This window comes from Aeromonas sp. EU05-FHT14A05, assembly GCF_058791175.1.
Genome location: NZ_JBYTDH010000003.1, coordinates 273674 through 293350, shown reverse-complemented (window position 1 = coordinate 293350; position 19677 = coordinate 273674). Strand labels below are relative to the sequence as shown.

Below are 19677 nucleotides of genomic sequence, written 5' to 3'. Positions count from 1 at the left end.
TGAGCGGGTTTCAACTCCAGCGCCTGTCGCGGCAGGAGAGCGCGCCGAGCAGGCAGAGCACCCCTTCCAGATCATGGTGATTGAGGGTGGCGGCCGCCTGGGCCCGCACCAGGGGCTTGGCGTGGATGGCGATGCCAAGCCCGGCCACCCCCATCATCTTGAGATCGTTGGCGCCATCGCCGACCGCCACCGTCTGGGCGGCGGGGATCCCATGCTGCCGCGCCAGCTGCAGCAGCGCCTCGGCCTTGGCGGCGGCATCCACTATGGGACCGCTCACCTGGCCGGTCAGCAGGCCCCCCTCCACCGCCAGCTCGTTGGCGAAGATGGCGTCCAGCCCCAGCGCCTGCTGCAGTTCGCCGGCGAAACGGGTAAAGCCGCCGGAGGCGATCGCCACTGTCCAGCCCGCCTGCTTGAGGGTGTCGACCATCAGCTGCAGGCCGGGCATCCAGGGCATGGCGGCCGCCACCTCATCGAGGATGGCGACAGGGGCCCCCTTCAGCAGGGCGACCCGGTTGCGCAGGCTGTCGGCAAACTCCAGCTTGCCCTGCATGGCCGCCGCCGTCACGGCCGCCACCTGCTCACCCACCCCGGCCAGACGGGCTATCTCGTCGATGCACTCGATCCGGATCGCGGTGGAATCCATGTCCATCACCAGCAGCCCGGGGAGCGCCAGGGTGGGCAAGGTGGCGAGATGGCAGGCATCTATGTCCCACTCCTGCCCCTTGAGGGCCTGCACCAGCTCGGGGGAGAAACGGCTGGCGCCGAGCAGCAGCAGGGGCACTCCGGCCTGCTCCCCCACGGGATAGAGGCTGGCCTCGACCCCATGGTCTGCCAGCAGCGTCGCCACCTGTGTCAGGTGGCGGGCACCTAGCGCCTTGCCAAACAGCAACAGCCAGGCGCCGTCATGGGCACTGGCCGCGGGCAGCAGGGCCTCGGGGGTAAGCTGCCAGCAGGGAGCACCGCACAGGGCCTCGGGGGTAAGCTGCCAGCAGGGAGCACCGCACAGGGCCTGGGACCAGTCGTGCGGGGAGCGGGGGAGTTGGGACAACAACATAAGAGAGACGCCTTCCTTGGGGATCATGGGGTTCATCATGCGGGCCCAGAGTAGCGTATTGCTTTTTGTACAGGCAAGCGCCAAGATCCCGCCACCATTGTCCATTCACCCCAAGAGGCTCAGCGCTGTGCGTCATCTCCCCATCAAACGTGTTATCAGCCTGGCAGCGGGGATCCTGCTCGGTCTCTGGGTGCTGGTGCTGATGATCCACATGCAGGGAGCAAGCCAGGCCGCATTGCACAGCGCGGCGCGGGACAGGGCCCAGGCGCTGGTCGCCTACGCCGCCCGGGACATGCGACGCTGGATCAAGGAGGACAAGGAGAGCGAGCTGGAGCGCCTGGCCCAGGATCTGGCCGCCGAGCCCGAGATCCTCGACGTCACCCTCTACGACGCCCGCGGCATCCCCCTCGCCCAGTCGGATCAGGCCGTTCCCCTCGAGAACCTGTTGCCCATCGGCACCGACAACAAATCCCTGCCGGAGCAGGGCAAGGGGCGCACCCAGTTCGTGCAGGAGATCCAGGAGGGGAACCTGACCCTGGGCTACCTGAGGATCACCCTGGAGGAGCAGCGGCTGCTCGCCGCGCAGGACACCCACCTCAAGGTGAATCAGGAGAAACAGCGGCTGATGCTGCTGGTGATGCTGCTGGCCGGCCTGCTCATCTCCTACGGGGTGCGCCGTAACTACATGCGGGTGCGCAAGCACAAGAAGAGATCGGTGCAGAGCCAGTCCTCCGCCGACAACGCCCCGCCACCCGGCATCGAATAAGGCGCCGCTCGCGAAACCCCTTGGTCCTGTTATTGCCCCAGCCGTTCGAGTCTCTGATCGAACAGAGCATCGCGACGCTTGGCTCCGCTGAAGCGCTCGATAACGAAGTGACGATCCACGATCACCTCATGCCGTAGTTCCTCAACCTACCTATCCAGCCATTTGTGCTGCATCGACAGCCAGCTTCTCGAGCTTCTCCATCCCCAAGTGCCTTGATTGAATCTCGAGCACCACCCAAGGCGGTATCCCATAGCCCTTAACTTCTCAGATCTGCCCACCTGACTTTGGTGACATCCAGGGCTTCAGGCGTAGCTTGAAACAGAAACAAACGAATTTTTCACCCCTTTCCAGCCGGTTTGGGGTGTGATCTCGATTCGTGGTTTATGTTTTCGGTATGAGACGCCCGCATTGAATGCAATGAGATACAACGTTTGTGGACATCTTCAGGCAAGAGGCGCATCAGCCACTCCAGCAGAAGGAAACAAGGTCATGAAACAACCCCTATTTCGCCGTAGCGCGTTGGCGGCAGTGATCGCCCTCGGCACGGTATTGGCTGCCTGCAAGGAGGAGCCCCCCCCCGTCACGCAAAGTGTCCAGCCCAGCGCAGCCTCCAGCACAACCAGCGCTGCGGTCGCACCGCAAGCGCAGCCTCAGCCGATTAACACACAAGCATCGCAATATACCCCAGAGGCGCTCGAGACCCTGCTTGCGCCCATAGCACTTTACCCCGATGCGGTATTGGCCCAGGTGCTGGCCAGCGCCACCAATCCGCAAGAGGTGCTCGATGCCGGCAACTGGCTGGTCGCCCACCCGAATCTCAAAGGGAAAGAGCTGACCGCCGCCATTGCGCCGCTGGGCTTTACGCCGCCCACCATGTCGCTGATGCACTTCCCGACCGTCATGGACATGATGTGCTTGAAGATGGAGTGGACGACCGAGCTGGGCAGTGCCTTCCTGGCCGATGAACCGGGCGTATTGGCAGCCGTTCAGCGCCTGCGCCAACAGGCGATGGAGGTGGGCAACCTGAAAGACTCGGAACAGATGAAAGTGGCCAAGGATGAACAGAACAATCAGCAGATCGTCACCATTGCGCCTGCCAACCCTGACGTCATCTACGTCCCGCAATACGACCCGAGCGCCGCCTATAGTGCGCCCGCCGCCGGGCCGGCTCCCGCGCCGGTGACCACAGAAACCACGACAACGACCGCACCTGCGACAACCACCACGACAGTGGTAGAACATGATGATGACGACGAGGATGAATACGACCGCGGTGATATGGTCTTGACGGGCTTGCTCGCCTTTGGTGCGGGCATGTTGGTCAACGAGGTCTTCAACGACGATGATGATGAAGGCGATTACTATTACCCGCGGTGGGGATCGGGTTATCCCGACGGTTATGTTCCCTATCGTTATAACCCCAACTATGGCAATGGTTTCCGTCCCGCCAATGGGTACAACCGTCCGGTCAACTATCAGCGGGGCTCTAACAACAAGATCTATATCAATGCCGAGGGGGACGATTACTTCAAGAAGTTTGAGCGCGGCCCCAACAACTACCTGCGCCAGGCCGACAGCCCCATCACGGCGGCGCGCCCCCAGCGTGCCGAACTGGCGACCCTGGAACAACGCCCGCTGAATAATGCGGCAGGAACGGCCCGACGAGATGCCGCACCCAAGGGGACTTATGCGGGGGCCAATCGCCAGCCTGAAGGCGCATACGCTGGCGCACCGCGCGCGGTCAACGAGGTGAATCGGGAGGCACGCGCAACCGCGCCGAAGGGGAGCTATGCGGGAGCCAACCGCCAACCCAACAGCGACAATGCCAAGGTGACGCGCGACGCCAGACAGGCGAACAGGGAGGCGAATGTGGCCCAACGCACGCCGCGCCAGGGCGACTACGCAGGAGACAAGGTCAAGCGGCAGCAAATCACGCCACAGACCGCTGGAGCGCGCGATCGCGGCCATGTCCAGCCACGCGCCACTCACAGCAAGAGCGCAACACAGACGGCGACGCGCAGAGCACCTGTTGCCTCGGCCTCAACCTCAAGGAGTGCCTTCCAAGGGGTACATAATTCGGGTAGAACCGAGCGCGCCGCCAGCCAACGTGGCCGCGAAAGTGTGGCCAGTAGCGCGCGTGCCGGGCGCACCACTCAACCCAGACGGAGTACGCGATAATGAAGCCTTTGTTGAAATGGAGCTGGGCTCCCTCATGGGTGTTGGCCATGCTGGCCCTGACCGTTGCCTGCGACACAAGCGCCATGGCACAGCGTACCTTCGCCACCCCGGATGAGGCGGTGCAGGCCCTGATCACGGCCCTGGAGCGGAATGATGTCACCGCACTCACGCTGTTGCTCGGCGAACACAGTGAGGAGGCCATCAGCTCGGGGGATGAGGTGGCCGATGCCAATGATCGCACCGCCTTCGTCGCGAGCTTCAAGAGCAAGCACCAACTGGTGGCCGACGGTAAGGATAAAATGATACTGGTCGTGGGGGAGTCGGATTGGCCACTGCCCATCCCCCTCGTGGCCACAGATGGCAAGTGGTATCTCGATGGCGCCGCAGGGGCCAAAGAGATCGTCTATCGCCGCATCGGCCGGAATGAGCTGGGGGCGATTGCGGTGTGCCGTGGCTTTATCGACGCACAGATAGAGTACGCCGCCATGGGGCATGATGGCCAATCCGCGGGACTCTTTGCGGCAAAACTGCGCAGTGATCCAGGCCAACAAAATGGACTCTATTGGCCCGTAAGCGAGGGGGAACCAGCCAGCCCGGCCGGCGAGGAGGTCGTCCGTGCCGCCGCAGAGGGCTACAAGGCCGTGGTCGGTCAACGTACCCCCTATCATGGCTACTACTACCGTATCCTGTATGCCCAGGGGGCTGCGGCCAATGGAGGGAGTAAAGAGTACTTTGTCGAAGGACAATTAAGAGACGGTGTCGCCCTGATCGCCTGGCCAGCCGATTATGCCAACAGCGGGGTGATGACCTTCATGGTCAATCACGAGGGGCGGGTTTATCAAAAGGATCTAGGGGCCGAAACCGCAACGGCCGTCGAGGCGATCCAGCTGTTCGATCCCGATGAGAGCTGGTCGCTGGTGGTGAGCGAAGAGGGTGAGTAGGGCCCTTTATCCACCATGGGATCCTGAGCCGAGAGCGCCGTGATTGAGAGCGCAGGAGGTGATGCGGGCCAGCTGGCCCATGCGATGTTCGGCATCAGAATGAAGCGCCGCTGAGTCAGAATATGCTTTCGTTTCATGGCGTTGAACTCGTGGTTGGCGGCCAGAAAGGATAGACGGCACAGCGGGCCCTCCGGGCTGACTCCCCAAATGAGGCATAAAAAAACGGCGACCCAGGGTCGCCGTTTTGCATGGAGCCGAAGCTGCGGGATCAGTCGCCCAGCAGCACGGAGTCCAGTGCGATTTCGATCATGTCGTTGAAGGTCAGCTGACGCTCTTCGGAGGTGGTCTGCTCGCCGGTACGGATGTGATCGGAAACGGTGCAGATGGTCAGGGCACGGGCACCGTACTCTGCGGCCACGCCGTAGATGCCGGCGGCTTCCATCTCGACACCCAGGATGCCGTATTTTTCCATGACGTCGAACATGGAGGGGTCCGGGGTGTAGAACAGGTCGGCGGAGAAGATGTTGCCCACACGCACCGGCGTGCCCTTGTTCTTGGCGGCCTGCACGGCATTGGCAACCAGGTCGAAGTCGGCGATGGCGGCGAAGTCGTGATCCTTGAAGCGCAGACGGTTGACCTTGGAGTCGGTGCAGGCACCCATGCCGATCACCACGTCACGCAGTTTCACGTCTTCACGCACGGCACCGCAGGAGCCCACGCGGATCAGGGTCTTCACGCCGTAGTCGGTGATCAGCTCCTTGGCATAGATGGAGCAGGACGGGATGCCCATGCCGTGGCCCATGACGGAGATGCGACGGCCCTTGTAGGTACCGGTGAAGCCGAGCATGCTGCGCACGTCGCACACCTGCTCGACGTTCTCCAGGAAGGTCTCGGCGATGTACTTGGCACGCAGGGGGTCGCCCGGCATCAGCACTGTGTCAGCAAAGGCGCCATCTTTTGCATTGATATGAGGAGTTGCCATTCTCTTGATTCCTTCACACTAGGTTGAGTTTTATTGTTTTATAAAATTGCCCGCCACCTGAGTGGCAGGCGGGTCAGTTACAAAAAGCAGAGACCCTGCTGCAACCGGGCAGAGCGCACCTGAGATGCCGCCCTGCCCAAGGCATCAGAGGAAGCTGGTGCCGTATTGCAGCTTGGGCAGACCGTGGTAGGCCGCTATGCTCTGGCCGATGTCGGCGAAGGTCTCGCGGCGGCCGACGGAGCCCGCCTTGACCGGCTTGCCGTAGAACAGCACCGGAATGTATTCACGGGTGTGGTCGGTGCCGCTCCAGGTCGGATCGCAGCCGTGGTCTGCGGTCAGCACCACCACGTCGCCATCTTGCAGTATCTCGAACAGCTCCGGCAGGCGGGAGTCGAAATACTCAAGCGCATCGGCGTAGCCCTTGACGTCACGGCGGTGGCCGTAGGAGGAGTCGAAGTCCACGAAGTTGGTGAAGACGATGGTGTTGTCACCGGCCGCTTTCACCTCTTCCAGGGTTCTGTCCCACAGCTCGGTCAGGCCCGTGCCCTTTACCTGCTTGGTGATGCCCTGCTGGGCATAGATGTCGGCAATCTTGCCGATGGAGACCACCTGGCCCCCCGCATCCTTCATGTAGTCCAGCACGGTCGGCGCCGGCGGCAGCACCGAGTAGTCGTGACGGTTGCCGGTGCGCTTGAAGTTGCCCTTGCCGCTGCCCACGAACGGACGCGCGATGACGCGGCCTATGTTGTAGGGCTCCAGCAGCTCGCGCACTATGTGGCACAGCTCATAGAGCTTCTCGAGGCCATAGGTCTCTTCGTGGCAGGCGATCTGGAACACGGAGTCGGCAGAGGTGTAGAGAATGGGCTTGCCGGTACGCATGTGCTCTTCGCCCAAGTCATCCAGCACCTGGGTGCCGGAGGCGTGGCAGTTGCCGAGGTAACCCGGCAGGCCCGCCTTTTCGACGATGGCGTCCAGCAGCTCCTGCGGGAAGCTGTTGTGGTGATCGTGGAAGTAACCCCACTCGAACAGCACGGGCACACCGGCGATCTCCCAGTGGCCGGACGGGGTGTCCTTGCCGGAGGAGAGCTCCTGGGCGAAGCCGTAGGCACCGACTACCTCGATATCTTTCTTCAAGCCAGCCGGGAAGTAGCCGGAAGCCTGCTCCCCCGCGTGGCCCAGGCCCAGCTTGTTGAGGTTGGGCAGGTTGAGGGCGCCACGGCCTTCAATCTCACCGGCGGCGCAGGCCTTGGCGATATGGCCAAGGGTGTTGGCGCCCACATCTCCGAACTTCTCGGCATCGGCAGCAGCGCCAATACCGAAGGAGTCCATCATCAGAATAAAGGTACGTTTCATGGGACTTCCCCTTGTTACAAATCGGCCAGACCGATGCGACGGTAAACCTCGGGCAGTGCCTCTGGTCGGGTGTCACCGATCTTGACGGCTGCCTGCACCATGCGGGCGGCCTCGGCAAATTGAGCTTCTGTCTGAGCGTGGATCAGCGCGAGCGGCTTGTCAGCCTCGACGCTCTGCCCCAGGCGGATAAAGTCGGTCAGACCGACCGCATAATCGAGTTTGTCCCCGGCGGCCCGGCGACCACCGCCCATGGCGACCACGGCCAGGCCCAGTTCGCGGGTATCCATGACGGTCACAAAGCCGCTCTGCGCCGCATACACGGGGCGCACTATGGCGGCCTTGGGCAGGTAAGCGTCGTAACGCTCCATGAAGTCGCTCGGACCACCGAGGCCGGTCACCATGCGACCGAAGATCTCGGCGGCCTTGCCGTTGTCCAGCACCGCCTGCAGCTTGGCACGGGCGTCCTGCTCGTTGCTGGCGAGGCCCGCGGAGATCAGCATCTCGGCACACAGGGCCAGGGTCACTTCGTGGATGCGCGGATTGCGATACTCGCCGGTCAGGTAGCGTACCGCCTCGCGCACTTCCACCCCGTTGCCGGCACTGGAGGCCAGCACCTGGTTCATGTCGGTCAAGAGCGCCGAGGTGCGGCAGCCGGCACCGTTGGCCACGGCCACTATGCTCCTGGCCAGCTCTTCGGAGGCTTCAAACGTCGGCATGAAGGCGCCGGAACCCACCTTCACATCCATCACCAGGGCTTCGAGCCCGGAGGCGAGCTTCTTGGAGAGGATGGAGCCGGTGATCATGGCGATGGATTCGACGGTGGCGGTGATGTCACGTACCGCATAGATACGCTTGTCGGCCGGAGCGAGATCGCCGGTCTGGCCTATGATGGCCACGCCGGCTTCTTTCACCACCTTCAGGAAGCGATCGTTGTCGACCGAGGTCTGGTAGCCGGGAATGGCATCCAGCTTGTCCAGGGTACCGCCGGTGTGGCCCAGACCGCGGCCGGAGATCATCGGCACGAAGCCGCCGCAGGCGGCGACCATGGGGCCCAGCATCAGGGAGACCACGTCACCCACGCCACCGGTGGAGTGCTTGTCGACGATGGGGCCACCCAGATTGAGGTGATCCCAGGTCAGCACCATGCCGGAGTCTCGCATGGCGCAGGTCAGGGCGACCCGCTCATCCATGGTCATGTCCTTGAAGTAGACTGCCATGGCCAGCGCCGCTATCTGCCCTTCGCCTATGGTGTTGTTGGTAATGCCCTGGACGAAGAATTGAATCTCTTGGGTACTGAGCGCTTCACCGTTGCGCTTCTTGCGAATAATTTCTTGAGGCAAAAACATCTTTCATTCCCTCCGTGCGCCTTGCACGAACACAGACCGAAATAGGGGACGGCATGCCGTCCCCTGCCACCGCTTAGTAACCGCTGGTATTGGCGGGCTTGTCGCCGTGGCCCAGGGTCGCCAGCAGGCTGGCCAGCAGGCTGGAGGCGCCGAAGCGGAAGGTGCGCGGGGAGACCCACTCCTTGCCCAGGATCTCTTCGGCCATAGCCAGGTACTGACCAGCAACGGCTGCGTCTTTCACGCCACCAGCAGGCTTGAAGCCCACCTTCGGGTTCTTGGCCTTGATCACTTCCATCATGATGCGGGCCGCTTCCGGGGTCGCATTGACCGGCACCTTGCCGGTGGAGGTCTTGATGAAGTCGGCACCGGCATCGATGGAGATCTCGGAGGCGCGACGGATCAGCGCCTCTTCCTTCAACTCGCCGGTCTCGATGATCACTTTCAGCAGCGCCTTGTCGCCACAGGCTTCCTTACAAGCTTTGACCAGATCGAAGCCGACCTGTTCATTGCCGGCCATGAAGGCGCGGTACGGGAACACCACGTCCACTTCATCGGCACCGTAGGCGACAGCGGCGCGGGTCTCGGCCACGGCGATCTCGATGTCGTCGTTGCCGTGAGGGAAGTTGGTCACGGTGGCGATGCGCACGTCGGCGGCGCCGATCTCGCGCAGGGTCTTGCGAGCGATGGGGATGAAACGAGGATAGATGCAGACGGCGGCGGTGAGGCCGGCCGGGGACTTGGCCTTGCGGCACAGGTCGATGACCTTCTGATCGGTGTCGTCATCGTTCAGGGTGGTCAGGTCCATCAGGTTCAGGGCGCGTTGGGCGGCCAGTTTCAGATCAGTCATGCTATGTCTCCAAAGTCTCGATAAGTCCCTCCACCCACGATCCGCCACCACCGAACACGCAGGATCGGCAAGGAGAGATCCCGGACGAACGGGATATGGAATTACAGCGCAAATGCACAGGCAATACGGCTGCAAATAAGGCAAGAGCCCTGTCACTTTCTTACAAAAGTGCGGACTTGGTTCCATGAAGACTTGAGAAAGGCCGACAACCGCAGACCCGACTTCCCAATCAATTCCATTTGACCGCCAACACCCACCTCATGTGGGCATTAGTCAATGCCAGCACCCTGCTGGCATCGCCTATTTCAGCCGAGATACCCCGTGTTTGCAAGCCGGATTTGCCAATTTCAGAGGTACCTCACACCCGGCAAATCCAGCACTGGAAGGTGCTTAAGAGAAGAAGCGGGTCAGGATCCAGGAGTAGGCAATCCCCCCCAGATAGACCCCCACAATCCCCATTACCCCGGACAGTACGGGAGGTGCCGGGATCGGCAACTTGAGGAAAGAAAACAACACGCCAACGATAAAGCCGGCAGCAATCGCCAGTAGCACTTCATTCATAAAACCTCCGATTTGACTCATTTTATTATTAGTCTAGAAAGGAAAACGGTTGTCACCGCCCCAAACGAGAACGCCACAGCTTTTCGCTGTGGCGCTCGTTTCAACTTGTCTGTCAGACAAGCATTACATGGCTGTCAGTGCCAGGAAGAAGCCTGCGATGGTGGCAGACATCAGGTTGGACAGAGAGCCGGCCAGCACGGCCTTCAGGCCGAACTTGGCGATGGTGCCGCGACGGTTCGGTGCCATGGAGCCCAGACCACCCAGCAGGATGGCAACGGAGGACAGGTTGGCGAAGCCGCACAGGGCGAAGGAGATGATGGCCTTGGTGTGGTCGGACATGGCCACGCCGTTGATCAGCACTTCATCCTTCAGGTAGGGGGCGAAGTTCAGGTAAGCCACGAACTCGTTCACCACCAGCTTCTGACCGATGAAGGAACCGGCCACGACCGCTTCGCTCCAGGGCACACCGATCAGGAAGGCCAGCGGGGAGAACAGCCAGCCCAGCAGCAGCTCCAGGGAGAGCTCAGGCATGCCGAACCAGCCACCCACGCCGGAGAAGATGCCGTTGATCATGGCGATGAGGCCGATGAAGGCCAGCAGCATGGCACCCACGTTCAGGGCCAGTTGCAGACCGGCGGAGGCACCGGCAGCGGCGGCGTCGATCACGTTGGCAGGCTTGTCGTCCAGATCGCCATCGGCGGAGTTCTCGTCGTAGCTCGGGGTCTCGGTCTCGGGAACCAGCAGTTTGGCGAACAGCAGACCACCCGGGGCAGCCATGAAGGAGGCGGCGATCAGGTATTCCATCTTGACGCCCATGGAGGCGTAACCGGCCAGCACGGAGCCGGCAACAGAGGCCAGGCCACCACACATGACGGCGAACAGCTCGGAGTCGGTCATCTTGGAGATGAAGGGACGCACCACCAGCGGGGCTTCAGTCTGGCCGACGAAGATGTTGGCAGTGGCAGACAGGGATTCGGTACGGGAGGTACCCAGCACCTTCTGCAGACCACCACCCAGCAGCTTGATCACCCACTGCATGATGCCGAGGTAATAAAGAACCGCGATCAGGGAAGAGAAGAAGATGATGACGGGCAGGACGCGGAAGGCGAAGATGAAACCACCGCCACCGAACACTTCGAACATCTTGTTGCTGACCAGACCACCGAACAGGAATTCGATGCCGTTCTGACCATAACCGATGACGCTGGAGACGGCGTCGGACACGCTCACCAGAATATCCCGACCAACCGGGACATACAGCACGAAGGCACCCAGGCCTGCCTGAATGGCAAAGGCACCGCCCACGGTACGAATTTTGATTGCCTTGCGATTGCTGGAGAACAGCACCGCGATAAGGATGAGCGTCGCCATCCCCACCAGACCCATTATCAGATTCATTATTAACACTTCCTCTTTAGTAGCACCTGCCAGCTTGTTAACGTTTTGTGTATGAAAGCCGCTAATCAAGGGTGCGCATTATACTAATTACGGTGCGACAAAATAGAATACTGGTCACATTTTATAAGCCTGAAATGGGCTGAACGTCGTTTAATTAGACCGCAAACGATTTTTATGGGTCCTGTTTTTTATCACACCGGCATCGGTCGTTAATCGGCTGTTAAATTCATGGTCGCCCGCGGGAAAAGCCGCAGAGTGGATTCATGTAACACCGAAATAACATCCCCCAGCGGTTGCTGCCGTAATTGCGCCAACAACCGGGCTATGGTCGGCAGGCTGGCCGGGGTGTTCACCTCCCCCTGCTGGCCCTGAAGCGGCATGTCCGGGGCGTCGGTTTCCAGCAACAAGGCCTCCAGCGGCATGGCGCGGATCGCCTCCCGGGTCTTGTTGGCCCGCTCATAGCTGATGACTCCCCCGATCCCCAGCCTGAAACCCAGTTGCCAGAACGCCTCGGCCTGATGCAGGGAGCCGCTGAAGGCGTGGATGACGCCCCCCCTCGCCGGTTTGAAGCGCCGCAGGATCTTGGCAACAGTGTCGTTGGCCCGCACCGAGTGGACGATGAGAGGCAGATCATGGGCCATGGCCAGCCTCACTTGCGCCTCGAACAGCTCGAGCTGCCCCTCCTGGGGCACCTGGGTGCGCAAATCCAGCCCGCATTCGCCGATGGCCACCAGCCCCCTGGGCTTGCCCGCCAGCAGGGCCTCCAGCCTTGCCAGCGCCCCCTCCGTCTGGGCCCCCACATACCAGGGATGCACCCCCAGACCATAGCGAATGCCGTGATGGCGCTCGGCCAGCGCCATCACCCGCCCCCAGTTTTCCTCTCCCACGGCGGGGATGATATACTCCCCCACCCCCAGCTGGCGCCACTGGGCCAGCAATGCCTCCCGATCGTCATCGAACACCGGAAAATCCAGGTGGCAGTGGGTGTCTATCAGTTCCATGTCGCGCTTACCTGTTTGTCGTACTCAATGGGTTGATTCCATGCCAAAACACCTTTCCCACGGCTTTACCCTGCTAGAACTGGTGCTGGTCATCGTCGTGCTGGCCATACTCGCTGTTACCGCCCTGCCCCGCTTCATCAACATCCAGGACGATGCCCTCAAGAGCAGCGTCTCGGCGACCGCGGGCGGTTTTGCCAGCGCCGTGCAGCTCGCCCATGCGGGCTGGGCGGTCAAGGTGAAGGGGGAGCCGCTGGCACTCTATAACTTTAGCGGCATGGGCAAGCAGGATCTCGACATCAACAGCCACGGCTGGCCTGTGGGCACCAAGGAGGATCAGGGAGGTCAGGGACCCGATGCCGTCTTCCCAGGTGGCGACAGCGATCAGATCTCCGTCAGCAGCCGGGACGATTGCGAGAGCCTGTTCGGCGCCCTGCTCGATACCGATCTGACGGCGGCCGATGAACTCGATAAAGATTCAAAGAGTGACTACATCTCCCGGCTCATCCCGGCAGACGGGCAGGCTGATGGCAAGCTGCGCCACGACAACTGCCGCTATACCCTGCGCGACTCCGTTGGCCGCTTCCCGGCCTACCCTGAGGGGCTCTCTTTCGACTACAACAGCGTCAACGGCGCCGTGACGCGCAATGTTCAGTGAGGCCGTCCTCGTCCCTGTCTGAGGCTTTCTCGTCCTCATCATGACGCACCGGCGCGCAACAGCGCCGGTTCTCCGGGGTGAGTCCCCACTCCTGGCACCAGGCATCGTAGCGAGCCAGCCAACGCAGCAATATCCCCTTCATGGACCCTCCTCGTCTCAGTCATTCTCCCGATACAGCCTGCCCCAATCGTGCGCGCCGAACCAGCCTCACGGGCCCAGCGGCGTCATGGGGCCGTGAACGGCAACAGCAGCCCCATGCTGATCTCGTCGACATAGCCCTCGTCCAGCCGATACGCCTGCCGTCGCAGCCCCTCATCCAGGAAACCGCACTTGCGATAAAGTGAATGAGCCACCTCGTTATGGGCCATCACCCCCAGCTCCAGTCTGCTGATGCCGCACTCCGGTGCACTCGCGATCAGGGTACGCAGCAGCCGCTCGCCCCAGCCCTGGCCGCGCGCACTCGACCGCAATCCCATCACCACCAGGGCGCAGTGGCGGTTGCGCGCCAGGCCGCCACCGATGAGCACGGCAAACCCCTGCACCTCTTCGGCCAGCACCAGCAGCCACATGGCCTGATTGGGGACCGCTGCCATGGCCTCGAGCCGCTGGCGCTGCCCCTCGATATTTGAGGGGCGCTCCCCCGCCTCATAAAGCATGAAGCGGGTCTCCCGATCCAACTGCCCAAAGAAGTGATCCAGCGCCGCTGCATCCTCCACGTCCGCCAAACGAATCATCACCCCGCTCTCCCTGCCTAGTTGTCATGCCGACCCACGGCCATAAAAAAACGACTCCATTTGGAGTCGTTTTTATCAGAGCCATCTGGCTAATGCCATGCCCTCGTGGCGCGGCAGCCCACTCAGCCTTGCGCCGGCAGGCTCAGACGGGCGACCGCTTCCACGTGCATGGGATGGAGGAGGAAGATGTCAATCTCTCCACACCAATGCCCGATCAGGCTTGCGCCGGCAGGCTCAGGCGAGCGACCGCTTCCACGTGCATGGAGTGCGGGAACATGTCCACCGGCTGCACCTCGTCCAGCACGAAGCCCTGCTTGACCAGCCAGGCGAGATCCCGGGCCAGGGTCTGGGGGTTGCAGGAGACATAGACCAGACGGCGCGGCGCCATGGCGACCAGGGTCTGCAGCACCGCCTTGTCACAGCCCTTGCGGGGCGGATCCATCACCACCACATCGGCGGTCACGCCCTGGGCGTGCAGCTCGGGCATCAGTTGCTCGGCCTTGCCCACGTGGAATTCGGTGTGCTCTATGCCGTTCAGGGCGGCGTTGCGGCGGGCGTCGCTGATGGCGCTCTCCACCGACTCTATGCCCACCACCTTGGCGGCCTTGCCAGCCAGGAACAGGGAGATGGTGCCGATGCCGCAATAGATGTCGAACACCGTCTCGTTGCCGGTCAGCTCGCTGTATTCCAGCGCCTTGGAGTAGAGCACATCGGTCTGGCTCGGGTTGTTCTGGAAGAAGGAGAGGGGCGAGATCTCGAACGCGAGCTCGTGGATCTTGTCACGGATCACCCCTTCCCCCAGCAGCACGCGGTTGCTCGTCCCCAGGATGCGGTTGGTGCGCTCGTCATTGATGTTCTGCACTAGCGTGGTGATGGGCAGATCCCTCAGGGCCGCCAGCAGTTCGGCCTCGAAGGGCAGCGCCTCACCCAGGGTCACCAGCACCACCATCAGCTCACCGCTCTTGAAACCCTTGCGGGTCATCAGGTTGCGCACGCAGCCGGTGTGAGCAACCTCGTCATAGGCGGCGATGTCGTGCTCGCGCATCCAGCCGCGCACCCGGGCATTGAGCTCCACGTGCAGGGAGTCCTGCACCGCGCAGTCGTCGGCGGTGATGAGATCGTGGGAGTGCTTGCGATAGAAGCCGATCTCGGCGCCCGCCTCGCTGCCACGCACGGCGTACTGCGCCTTGTTGCGGTAGGCGAACGGGCTGTCCATGCCGAGAATGGGGTTGACCTGGGTCTCACCCAGCCCGACCTGCTCCAGAGCGCTCTGCACCAGGGATTGTTTCAGCTTGAGCTGGGCCGGATAGGCCAGCGGGCGCACCTGGCAGCCGCCGCACTCGGTGTTGGGGCAGAAATCGGCAACCCTGTCGGCGGACGGCTGGGTCAGCTCGACCAGCTTGCCGTGCAGGTAGTTCGGCTTGACCTCGGTCAACTCGACCAGCGCCTGCTCACCGGGCAGCAGACCCTCGACAAACAGGGGGCGATCGAACAGGCGACCCTTGCCATCCCCCTTGTCGGTCAGTTCCAGAATATCGATCTGATGTTGGTGTCCCACTAACGGCATGAGCGGCTCCGAAGGCATAGAAGAAAGGGTGAAAGCAGGGCTGACCCGGCTACCCCAAATAAAGGGTGGCAGAGTTTAGCGGAGATCCGGCCAAATTGCAGGCATAAAACATCCCTGGAAGGAAATAACGGCAGGCAGGATCAGGGCACGCTGGATGGGGGGCGCCTCATGGGGCGCCATAAAAAACCGCCGGACAAGGCCGGCGGCAGGTGGTCAACGGGCGCCTGAGGGGATCACAGGCTGTAGGCTTTCTCCCCATGGCTGGTGACATCCAGCCCTTCCCGCTCGGCATCCTCCTTGACCCGCAGGCCAATCAGCAGATCCACCAGCTTGTAGGCCACGGCGGAGACCAGGGCAGTCCATGCCACCGTCACCAGCACACCTATGACCTGGATCTTCACCTGGGTCAGGATGGAGTAGCCCTCGGCCACCTGGTTGGTCACATAGTCCCACACCCCGGTGCCACCCAGATCCGGGCTGGCGAACACCCCGGTCAGCACGGCCCCCAGGATACCGCACACCCCGTGCAGGCCGAACACGTCCAGGCTGTCATCGGCCCCCAGCAGGCGCTTGAGACCATGCACCCCCCACAGACCGGCCACACCGCTCAGCAGACCTATGATGAGGGCACCACCGACACCGACGAAACCGGCGGCGGGAGTGATGGCCACCAGGCCCGCCACGGCACCGGACACGGCACCCAGCAGGGAGGGACGACCCTTCATCACCCATTCGGCCAAGGTCCAGGAGAGCGCGGCACCCGCCGGCGCCAGCCAGGTGTTGACGAAGGCCAGAGCGGCCGTGCCGTTGGCTTCCAGCGCGGAGCCGGCGTTGAAGCCGAACCAGCCGAACCAGAGCAGGGCGGCCCCTATCATGGTCATGGTCAGGCTGTGGGGAGCCATGGGATCACGACCGTAGCCAACCCGCTTGCCGACCATGAAGGCACCGACCAGACCGGCGACCGCCGCGTTGATGTGCACCACAGTGCCGCCGGCGAAATCGAGGGCGCCGTGCTGGAACAGATAGCCTGCGGTGGCACCGGCAGCCTCGGCGGCAGCGGCATCCGTGTAGGCATCCGGACCGGCCCAGTACCACACCATGTGCGCCATCGGAATGTAGGCGAAGGTGAACCAGATCACGGCGAACAGCAGCACGGCAGAGAACTTCATCCGCTCGGCGAAGGCACCGACGATGAGCCCGCAGGTGATGGCGGCAAAGGCCCCCTGGAACACCACATAGATGAACTCGCTGATCCCCACCCCCTTGCTGAAGGTGGCGGCGATCGACTCAGGCGTCACCCCGACCAGCAAGAGCTTGTCGAAGGAACCGTAGAAGGCCCCGCCCTCGGTGAAGGTCAGCGAATAGCCGTAGATGACCCAGAGCACGGTGATCAGGCAGAACAGGGTGAACACCTGCATCAGCACGCTCAGCATGTTCTTGGCGCGCACCAGGCCACCGTAGAACAGGGCCAGCCCCGGGATGGACATCAGGATCACCAGGGCGGACGCCAGCATCAGCCAGGTGTTGTCCCCCTTGTTGATGGTCACGGTTGCGGCAGCCTGCACCACCTCGGCCTGCGCGGCCACCTCTTCGGCCCAACCAGGGGCGGCCATGGTGGCGCTCAGCGCCAGCAGGCCAGTCATTACGAGTCTCTTGAACATACAGCCCTCTCCTTGTCGTCCCGGCACCCGGCCGGGTCCATTTCCTGATATGAATGTCAAACTTGGCCACTTGCACGCATCGTCACATCCAGCTTGCCCACCCCCTCGGGCATGACGCGGCGGGCTCTTCATGGCGACCTGGCTTATCTAAAGCATAAAGCAGGCCAAAAAATATAATCCTTTACTTTCAATTGGTTGACTTTGGTTGCGCCATTTGATGCACCATATTGGCGCATCCTGCCCACTATCAGTAAGGGAGGCGCACTTCGGCTGTGCAGCGCCGGGCAACTGCACCAAGATGGCAACTGGGCGCCCAAAAGGGGAGGATCCCGGGGCAACGGGGCCCGTTTTGCCCTCGAGATCATTTATTGAACAAATGAAAGATGCGTTTGCATTAAATAATCAAATGATGACAGCGGGGGAGAACCCCCATCCGAGGGGAGGGAGGGGATCACAGAGGGGGGATGCAGCGCCGGATCTGGCCTGCCCCCGATCTTTCGGGCCATACTGGCGCAACCAGGTTTGCCCTGTCACCCGAACGAGGAACCCATGCCCAATCTCACCGTGACCGAAATCAAGGCATTCGTGCCTGCCCGCGACTTCAGCCTCTCCAGGCAGTTCTATCAGGATCTCGGGTTCACCCTGGCCTCCGACGGCGATGGGGTGGCCTACTTCCATTTCGGGGAGGCGAGCTTCCTGCTGCAGGATCATTACCACGAGGCGCTGGCCGAGCACTTCATGATGCACCTCCTGGTGGAGGACGTAAGCGCCTGGCGGGCCCAGGTGGAGGCGAGCCAGGTCGCCAGCCGCTACGGCGTCAAGGTGACCGAGATCGTCACCCAGCCCTGGCGCATGAAGGAGTTCTGCCTGTACGACCCCTCCGGCGTGCTGTGGCGCATCGCGCAGAATATCGACTGAGGGTCTGAGGGTCTGAGGGTCTGAGGGTCTGAGGGTCTGAAGGTCTGAAGGTCTGAAGGTCTGAAGGTCTGAAGGTCTGAAGGTCTGAAGGTCTGAAGGTCTGAAGGTCTGAAGGTCTGAAGGGACAAGTATCCAGACCACCCGGAAAAACAAAAGGCCATCCGTGAGGATGGCCTTTTGTCATGGAATCTGAATGGTGCCCGGGGTCGGACTCGAACCGACACGTCTTGCAACGGCGGATTTTGAATCCGCTGCGTCTACCGATTTCGCCACCCGGGCAACTGCGAGGGATTATACGAATGGCGTTTTGGCATGCAAGGTGTTTTTCTTGCGCGGCCGTCGTTTGCTCAATTATTCAACGCCTTGCCGATGTTCGGCCAGTTACATAGAATGCCCGCATCATATTAATGGAATAATCATCATGGCCAAGCGCAAGACCCCCTCCTCTCTCCAGCCTCCCCCCCAGCACCAGCACCCTTCGGCCGGCCTGCTGCGGCGCCTGGGGGCCCTGCTCTATGACTACCTGGTGGTCATCGCCTTGCTGATCATCGCCGGTTTCATCGGCATGGGAGTGGCGCAACTGCTGCTGGCCACCGGGATGGCGACAGTCCCCGAGGGCAAGGATGCGGCCTGGCTGCTGACCAGCCCCCTCTACAGCGCCTGGCTCGCCCTGGTGATCTGCGGCTTCTACACCTGGTTCTGGACCCGTGCCGGCCAGACCATAGGCATGCGCGCCTGGCGTCTGCGCATCCAGAATCTGGACGGCAGCAACATTCGCATCACCCAGGCCCTGATCCGGCTCGCGACCTCGGCCTTCGGCCTCGGCAACCTGATGTGCGTGTTCAATCGCGCGCGGCCCCGCGCCTTCCAGGACATCTGGGCCGAGTGTGAAGTGGTGGTGCTGAGCAAGCAGGAGAACCTGGAGCAGCTTAACAAGTGACCCAGTGAGTACGAGATGAGAAACAAGAAGGGCACCCAGTGGGTGCCCTTCTTGTTTCTTGTCGTCTCACATAACAGCATCACTGCTTGCGGCTCAGGATATAGAAGGAGATGCCGCCAAACAGCAGGCTGGGGGCAACGGCTGCCAGCATGGGGCTGGCACCGCAGCACGCCTCCTTATCTCGCTACTGCTTGCGGCTCAGGATATAGAAGGAGATGCCGCCGAACAGCAGGCTGGGCGCAACGGCTGCCAGCATGGGGTTGGCACCGCAGCACGTCTCCTTATCTCGCTACTGCTTGCGGCTCAGGATATAGCTGGAGATGCCGCCAAACAGCTGGCTGGGGGTTATGGCCGCCAGCATGGAGTTGGCACCGCAGCACATCTCCTTATCTCGCTACTGCTTGCGGCTCAGGATATAGAAGGAGATACCGCCGAACAGCAGGCTGGGCGCAACGGCCGCCAGCATGGAGTTGGCACCGCAGCACATCTCCTTATCCCGCTACTGCTTGCGGCTCAGGATATAGAAGGAGATGCCGCCAAACAGCAGGCTGGGCGCAACGGCTGCCAGCATGGAGTTGGCACCGCAGCACATCTCCTTATCTCGCTACTGCTTGCGGCTCAGGATATAGAAGGAGATGCCGCCAAACAGCAGGCTGGGGACGATGGCCGCCAGCATGGGGTTGGCACCGCAGCACATCTCCTTATCTCGCTACTGCTTGCGGCTCAGGATATAGAAGGAGATGCCGCCGAACAGCAGGCTGGGCGCAACGGCTGC

At 62.0% G+C, this 19677-nt stretch carries 18 protein-coding genes and 1 tRNA gene; 6 read left to right on the top strand and 13 right to left on the bottom strand.

The annotated features are described in order from the left end of the window. Positions 1–10 precede the first annotated feature (10 nt). Positions 11–1054: a phosphoserine phosphatase SerB gene (gene serB, locus AC3WR3_RS06620; protein ID WP_492291484.1), complete on the bottom strand. Its 1044-nt coding sequence runs from the start codon at positions 1052–1054 to the stop codon at positions 11–13. Positions 1055–1181: 127 nt separating this feature from the next. Between serB and AC3WR3_RS06615 the strand changes: the two genes are divergently transcribed. The 3 genes from AC3WR3_RS06615 to AC3WR3_RS06605 all read left to right on the top strand — a co-directional run bounded on the left by AC3WR3_RS06615 (position 1182) and on the right by AC3WR3_RS06605 (position 4939). Continuing rightward, positions 1182–1820: an AhpA/YtjB family protein gene (locus tag AC3WR3_RS06615; RefSeq protein ID WP_342059381.1), complete on the top strand. Its 639-nt coding sequence runs from the start codon at positions 1182–1184 to the stop codon at positions 1818–1820. A gap of 489 nt (positions 1821–2309) precedes the next feature. Next, positions 2310–3998, top strand: coding sequence for a DUF3300 domain-containing protein (locus AC3WR3_RS06610; RefSeq protein WP_492291483.1), 1689 nt, complete (start codon positions 2310–2312; stop codon positions 3996–3998). Next, positions 3998–4939: a DUF2950 domain-containing protein gene (locus tag AC3WR3_RS06605; protein ID WP_492291482.1), complete on the top strand. Its 942-nt coding sequence runs from the start codon at positions 3998–4000 to the stop codon at positions 4937–4939. The genes AC3WR3_RS06610 and AC3WR3_RS06605 overlap by 1 nt, the downstream gene beginning before the upstream one ends. Before the next feature lie 268 nt (positions 4940–5207). Here the strand turns inward: AC3WR3_RS06605 and deoD are convergent, their stop codons facing one another. The 7 genes from deoD to AC3WR3_RS06570 all read right to left on the bottom strand — a co-directional run bounded on the left by deoD (position 5208) and on the right by AC3WR3_RS06570 (position 12427). Beyond that, the gene (gene deoD / locus AC3WR3_RS06600; RefSeq protein WP_025325643.1) at positions 5208–5921 is read right to left on the bottom strand and encodes a purine-nucleoside phosphorylase; all 714 of its coding nucleotides are present in this window, start codon (positions 5919–5921) and stop codon (positions 5208–5210) included. A 144-nt stretch (positions 5922–6065) separates the two neighbouring features. Then, positions 6066–7274: a phosphopentomutase gene (locus AC3WR3_RS06595; RefSeq protein ID WP_025325642.1), complete on the bottom strand. Its 1209-nt coding sequence runs from the start codon at positions 7272–7274 to the stop codon at positions 6066–6068. Between the two features lie 14 nt (positions 7275–7288). Then, a complete protein-coding gene (gene deoA, locus AC3WR3_RS06590) occupies positions 7289–8620 on the bottom strand; it encodes a thymidine phosphorylase (protein ID WP_492291481.1) in 1332 nt (443 codons plus the stop codon). A gap of 73 nt (positions 8621–8693) precedes the next feature. Continuing rightward, positions 8694–9467: a deoxyribose-phosphate aldolase gene (gene deoC, locus AC3WR3_RS06585; protein ID WP_043128921.1), complete on the bottom strand. Its 774-nt coding sequence runs from the start codon at positions 9465–9467 to the stop codon at positions 8694–8696. A 390-nt stretch (positions 9468–9857) separates the two neighbouring features. Further along, on the bottom strand, positions 9858–10028 hold the full coding sequence (locus AC3WR3_RS06580) for a XapX domain-containing protein (protein WP_005332215.1): 171 nt from the start codon (positions 10026–10028) through the stop codon (positions 9858–9860). A 123-nt stretch (positions 10029–10151) separates the two neighbouring features. After that, positions 10152–11426 carry a NupC/NupG family nucleoside CNT transporter gene (locus AC3WR3_RS06575; protein ID WP_139436905.1) on the bottom strand — a complete coding sequence of 425 codons (1275 nt, stop codon included), beginning with the start codon at positions 11424–11426 and terminating at the stop codon, positions 10152–10154. A 209-nt stretch (positions 11427–11635) separates the two neighbouring features. After that, the gene (locus AC3WR3_RS06570; protein WP_202047449.1) at positions 11636–12427 is read right to left on the bottom strand and encodes a TatD family hydrolase; all 792 of its coding nucleotides are present in this window, start codon (positions 12425–12427) and stop codon (positions 11636–11638) included. 40 nt (positions 12428–12467) lie between these two features. Here AC3WR3_RS06570 and tppF point away from each other — a divergent pair, with 40 nt between their 5' ends. Beyond that, positions 12468–13082, top strand: coding sequence for a type IVa pilus pseudopilin TppF (tppF, locus tag AC3WR3_RS06565; RefSeq protein ID WP_429109936.1), 615 nt, complete (start codon positions 12468–12470; stop codon positions 13080–13082). On the opposite strand, the gene AC3WR3_RS06560 is transcribed toward tppF, so the two are convergent. From AC3WR3_RS06560 to amt, 4 genes are all read right to left on the bottom strand, one after another. Continuing rightward, complete coding sequence (locus AC3WR3_RS06560) at positions 13051–13224, bottom strand: DUF5363 family protein (RefSeq protein WP_265435346.1); 174 nt, start codon at positions 13222–13224, stop codon at positions 13051–13053. The two genes, tppF and AC3WR3_RS06560, sit on opposite strands and share 32 nt — an antisense overlap. An 82-nt stretch (positions 13225–13306) precedes the next feature. Then, complete coding sequence (locus tag AC3WR3_RS06555; RefSeq protein ID WP_492291528.1) at positions 13307–13816, bottom strand: GNAT family N-acetyltransferase; 510 nt, start codon at positions 13814–13816, stop codon at positions 13307–13309. A 214-nt stretch (positions 13817–14030) separates the two neighbouring features. Continuing rightward, positions 14031–15383 carry a 23S rRNA (uracil(1939)-C(5))-methyltransferase RlmD gene (rlmD, locus tag AC3WR3_RS06550; protein ID WP_319912219.1) on the bottom strand — a complete coding sequence of 451 codons (1353 nt, stop codon included), beginning with the start codon at positions 15381–15383 and terminating at the stop codon, positions 14031–14033. A gap of 233 nt (positions 15384–15616) precedes the next feature. Then, positions 15617–17044: an ammonium transporter gene (gene amt / locus AC3WR3_RS06545; protein WP_139436913.1), complete on the bottom strand. Its 1428-nt coding sequence runs from the start codon at positions 17042–17044 to the stop codon at positions 15617–15619. A gap of 549 nt (positions 17045–17593) precedes the next feature. Here amt and AC3WR3_RS06540 point away from each other — a divergent pair. Further along, complete coding sequence (locus AC3WR3_RS06540; RefSeq protein WP_492291480.1) at positions 17594–17962, top strand: VOC family protein; 369 nt, start codon at positions 17594–17596, stop codon at positions 17960–17962. A 194-nt stretch (positions 17963–18156) separates the two neighbouring features. On the opposite strand, the gene AC3WR3_RS06535 is transcribed toward AC3WR3_RS06540, so the two are convergent. Further along, positions 18157–18241: transfer RNA gene (locus AC3WR3_RS06535), tRNA-Leu, on the bottom strand. A gap of 142 nt (positions 18242–18383) precedes the next feature. Between AC3WR3_RS06535 and AC3WR3_RS06530 the strand changes: the two genes are divergently transcribed. After that, complete coding sequence (locus tag AC3WR3_RS06530; protein ID WP_005332441.1) at positions 18384–18902, top strand: RDD family protein; 519 nt, start codon at positions 18384–18386, stop codon at positions 18900–18902. Positions 18903–19677: the final 775 nt, after the last annotated feature.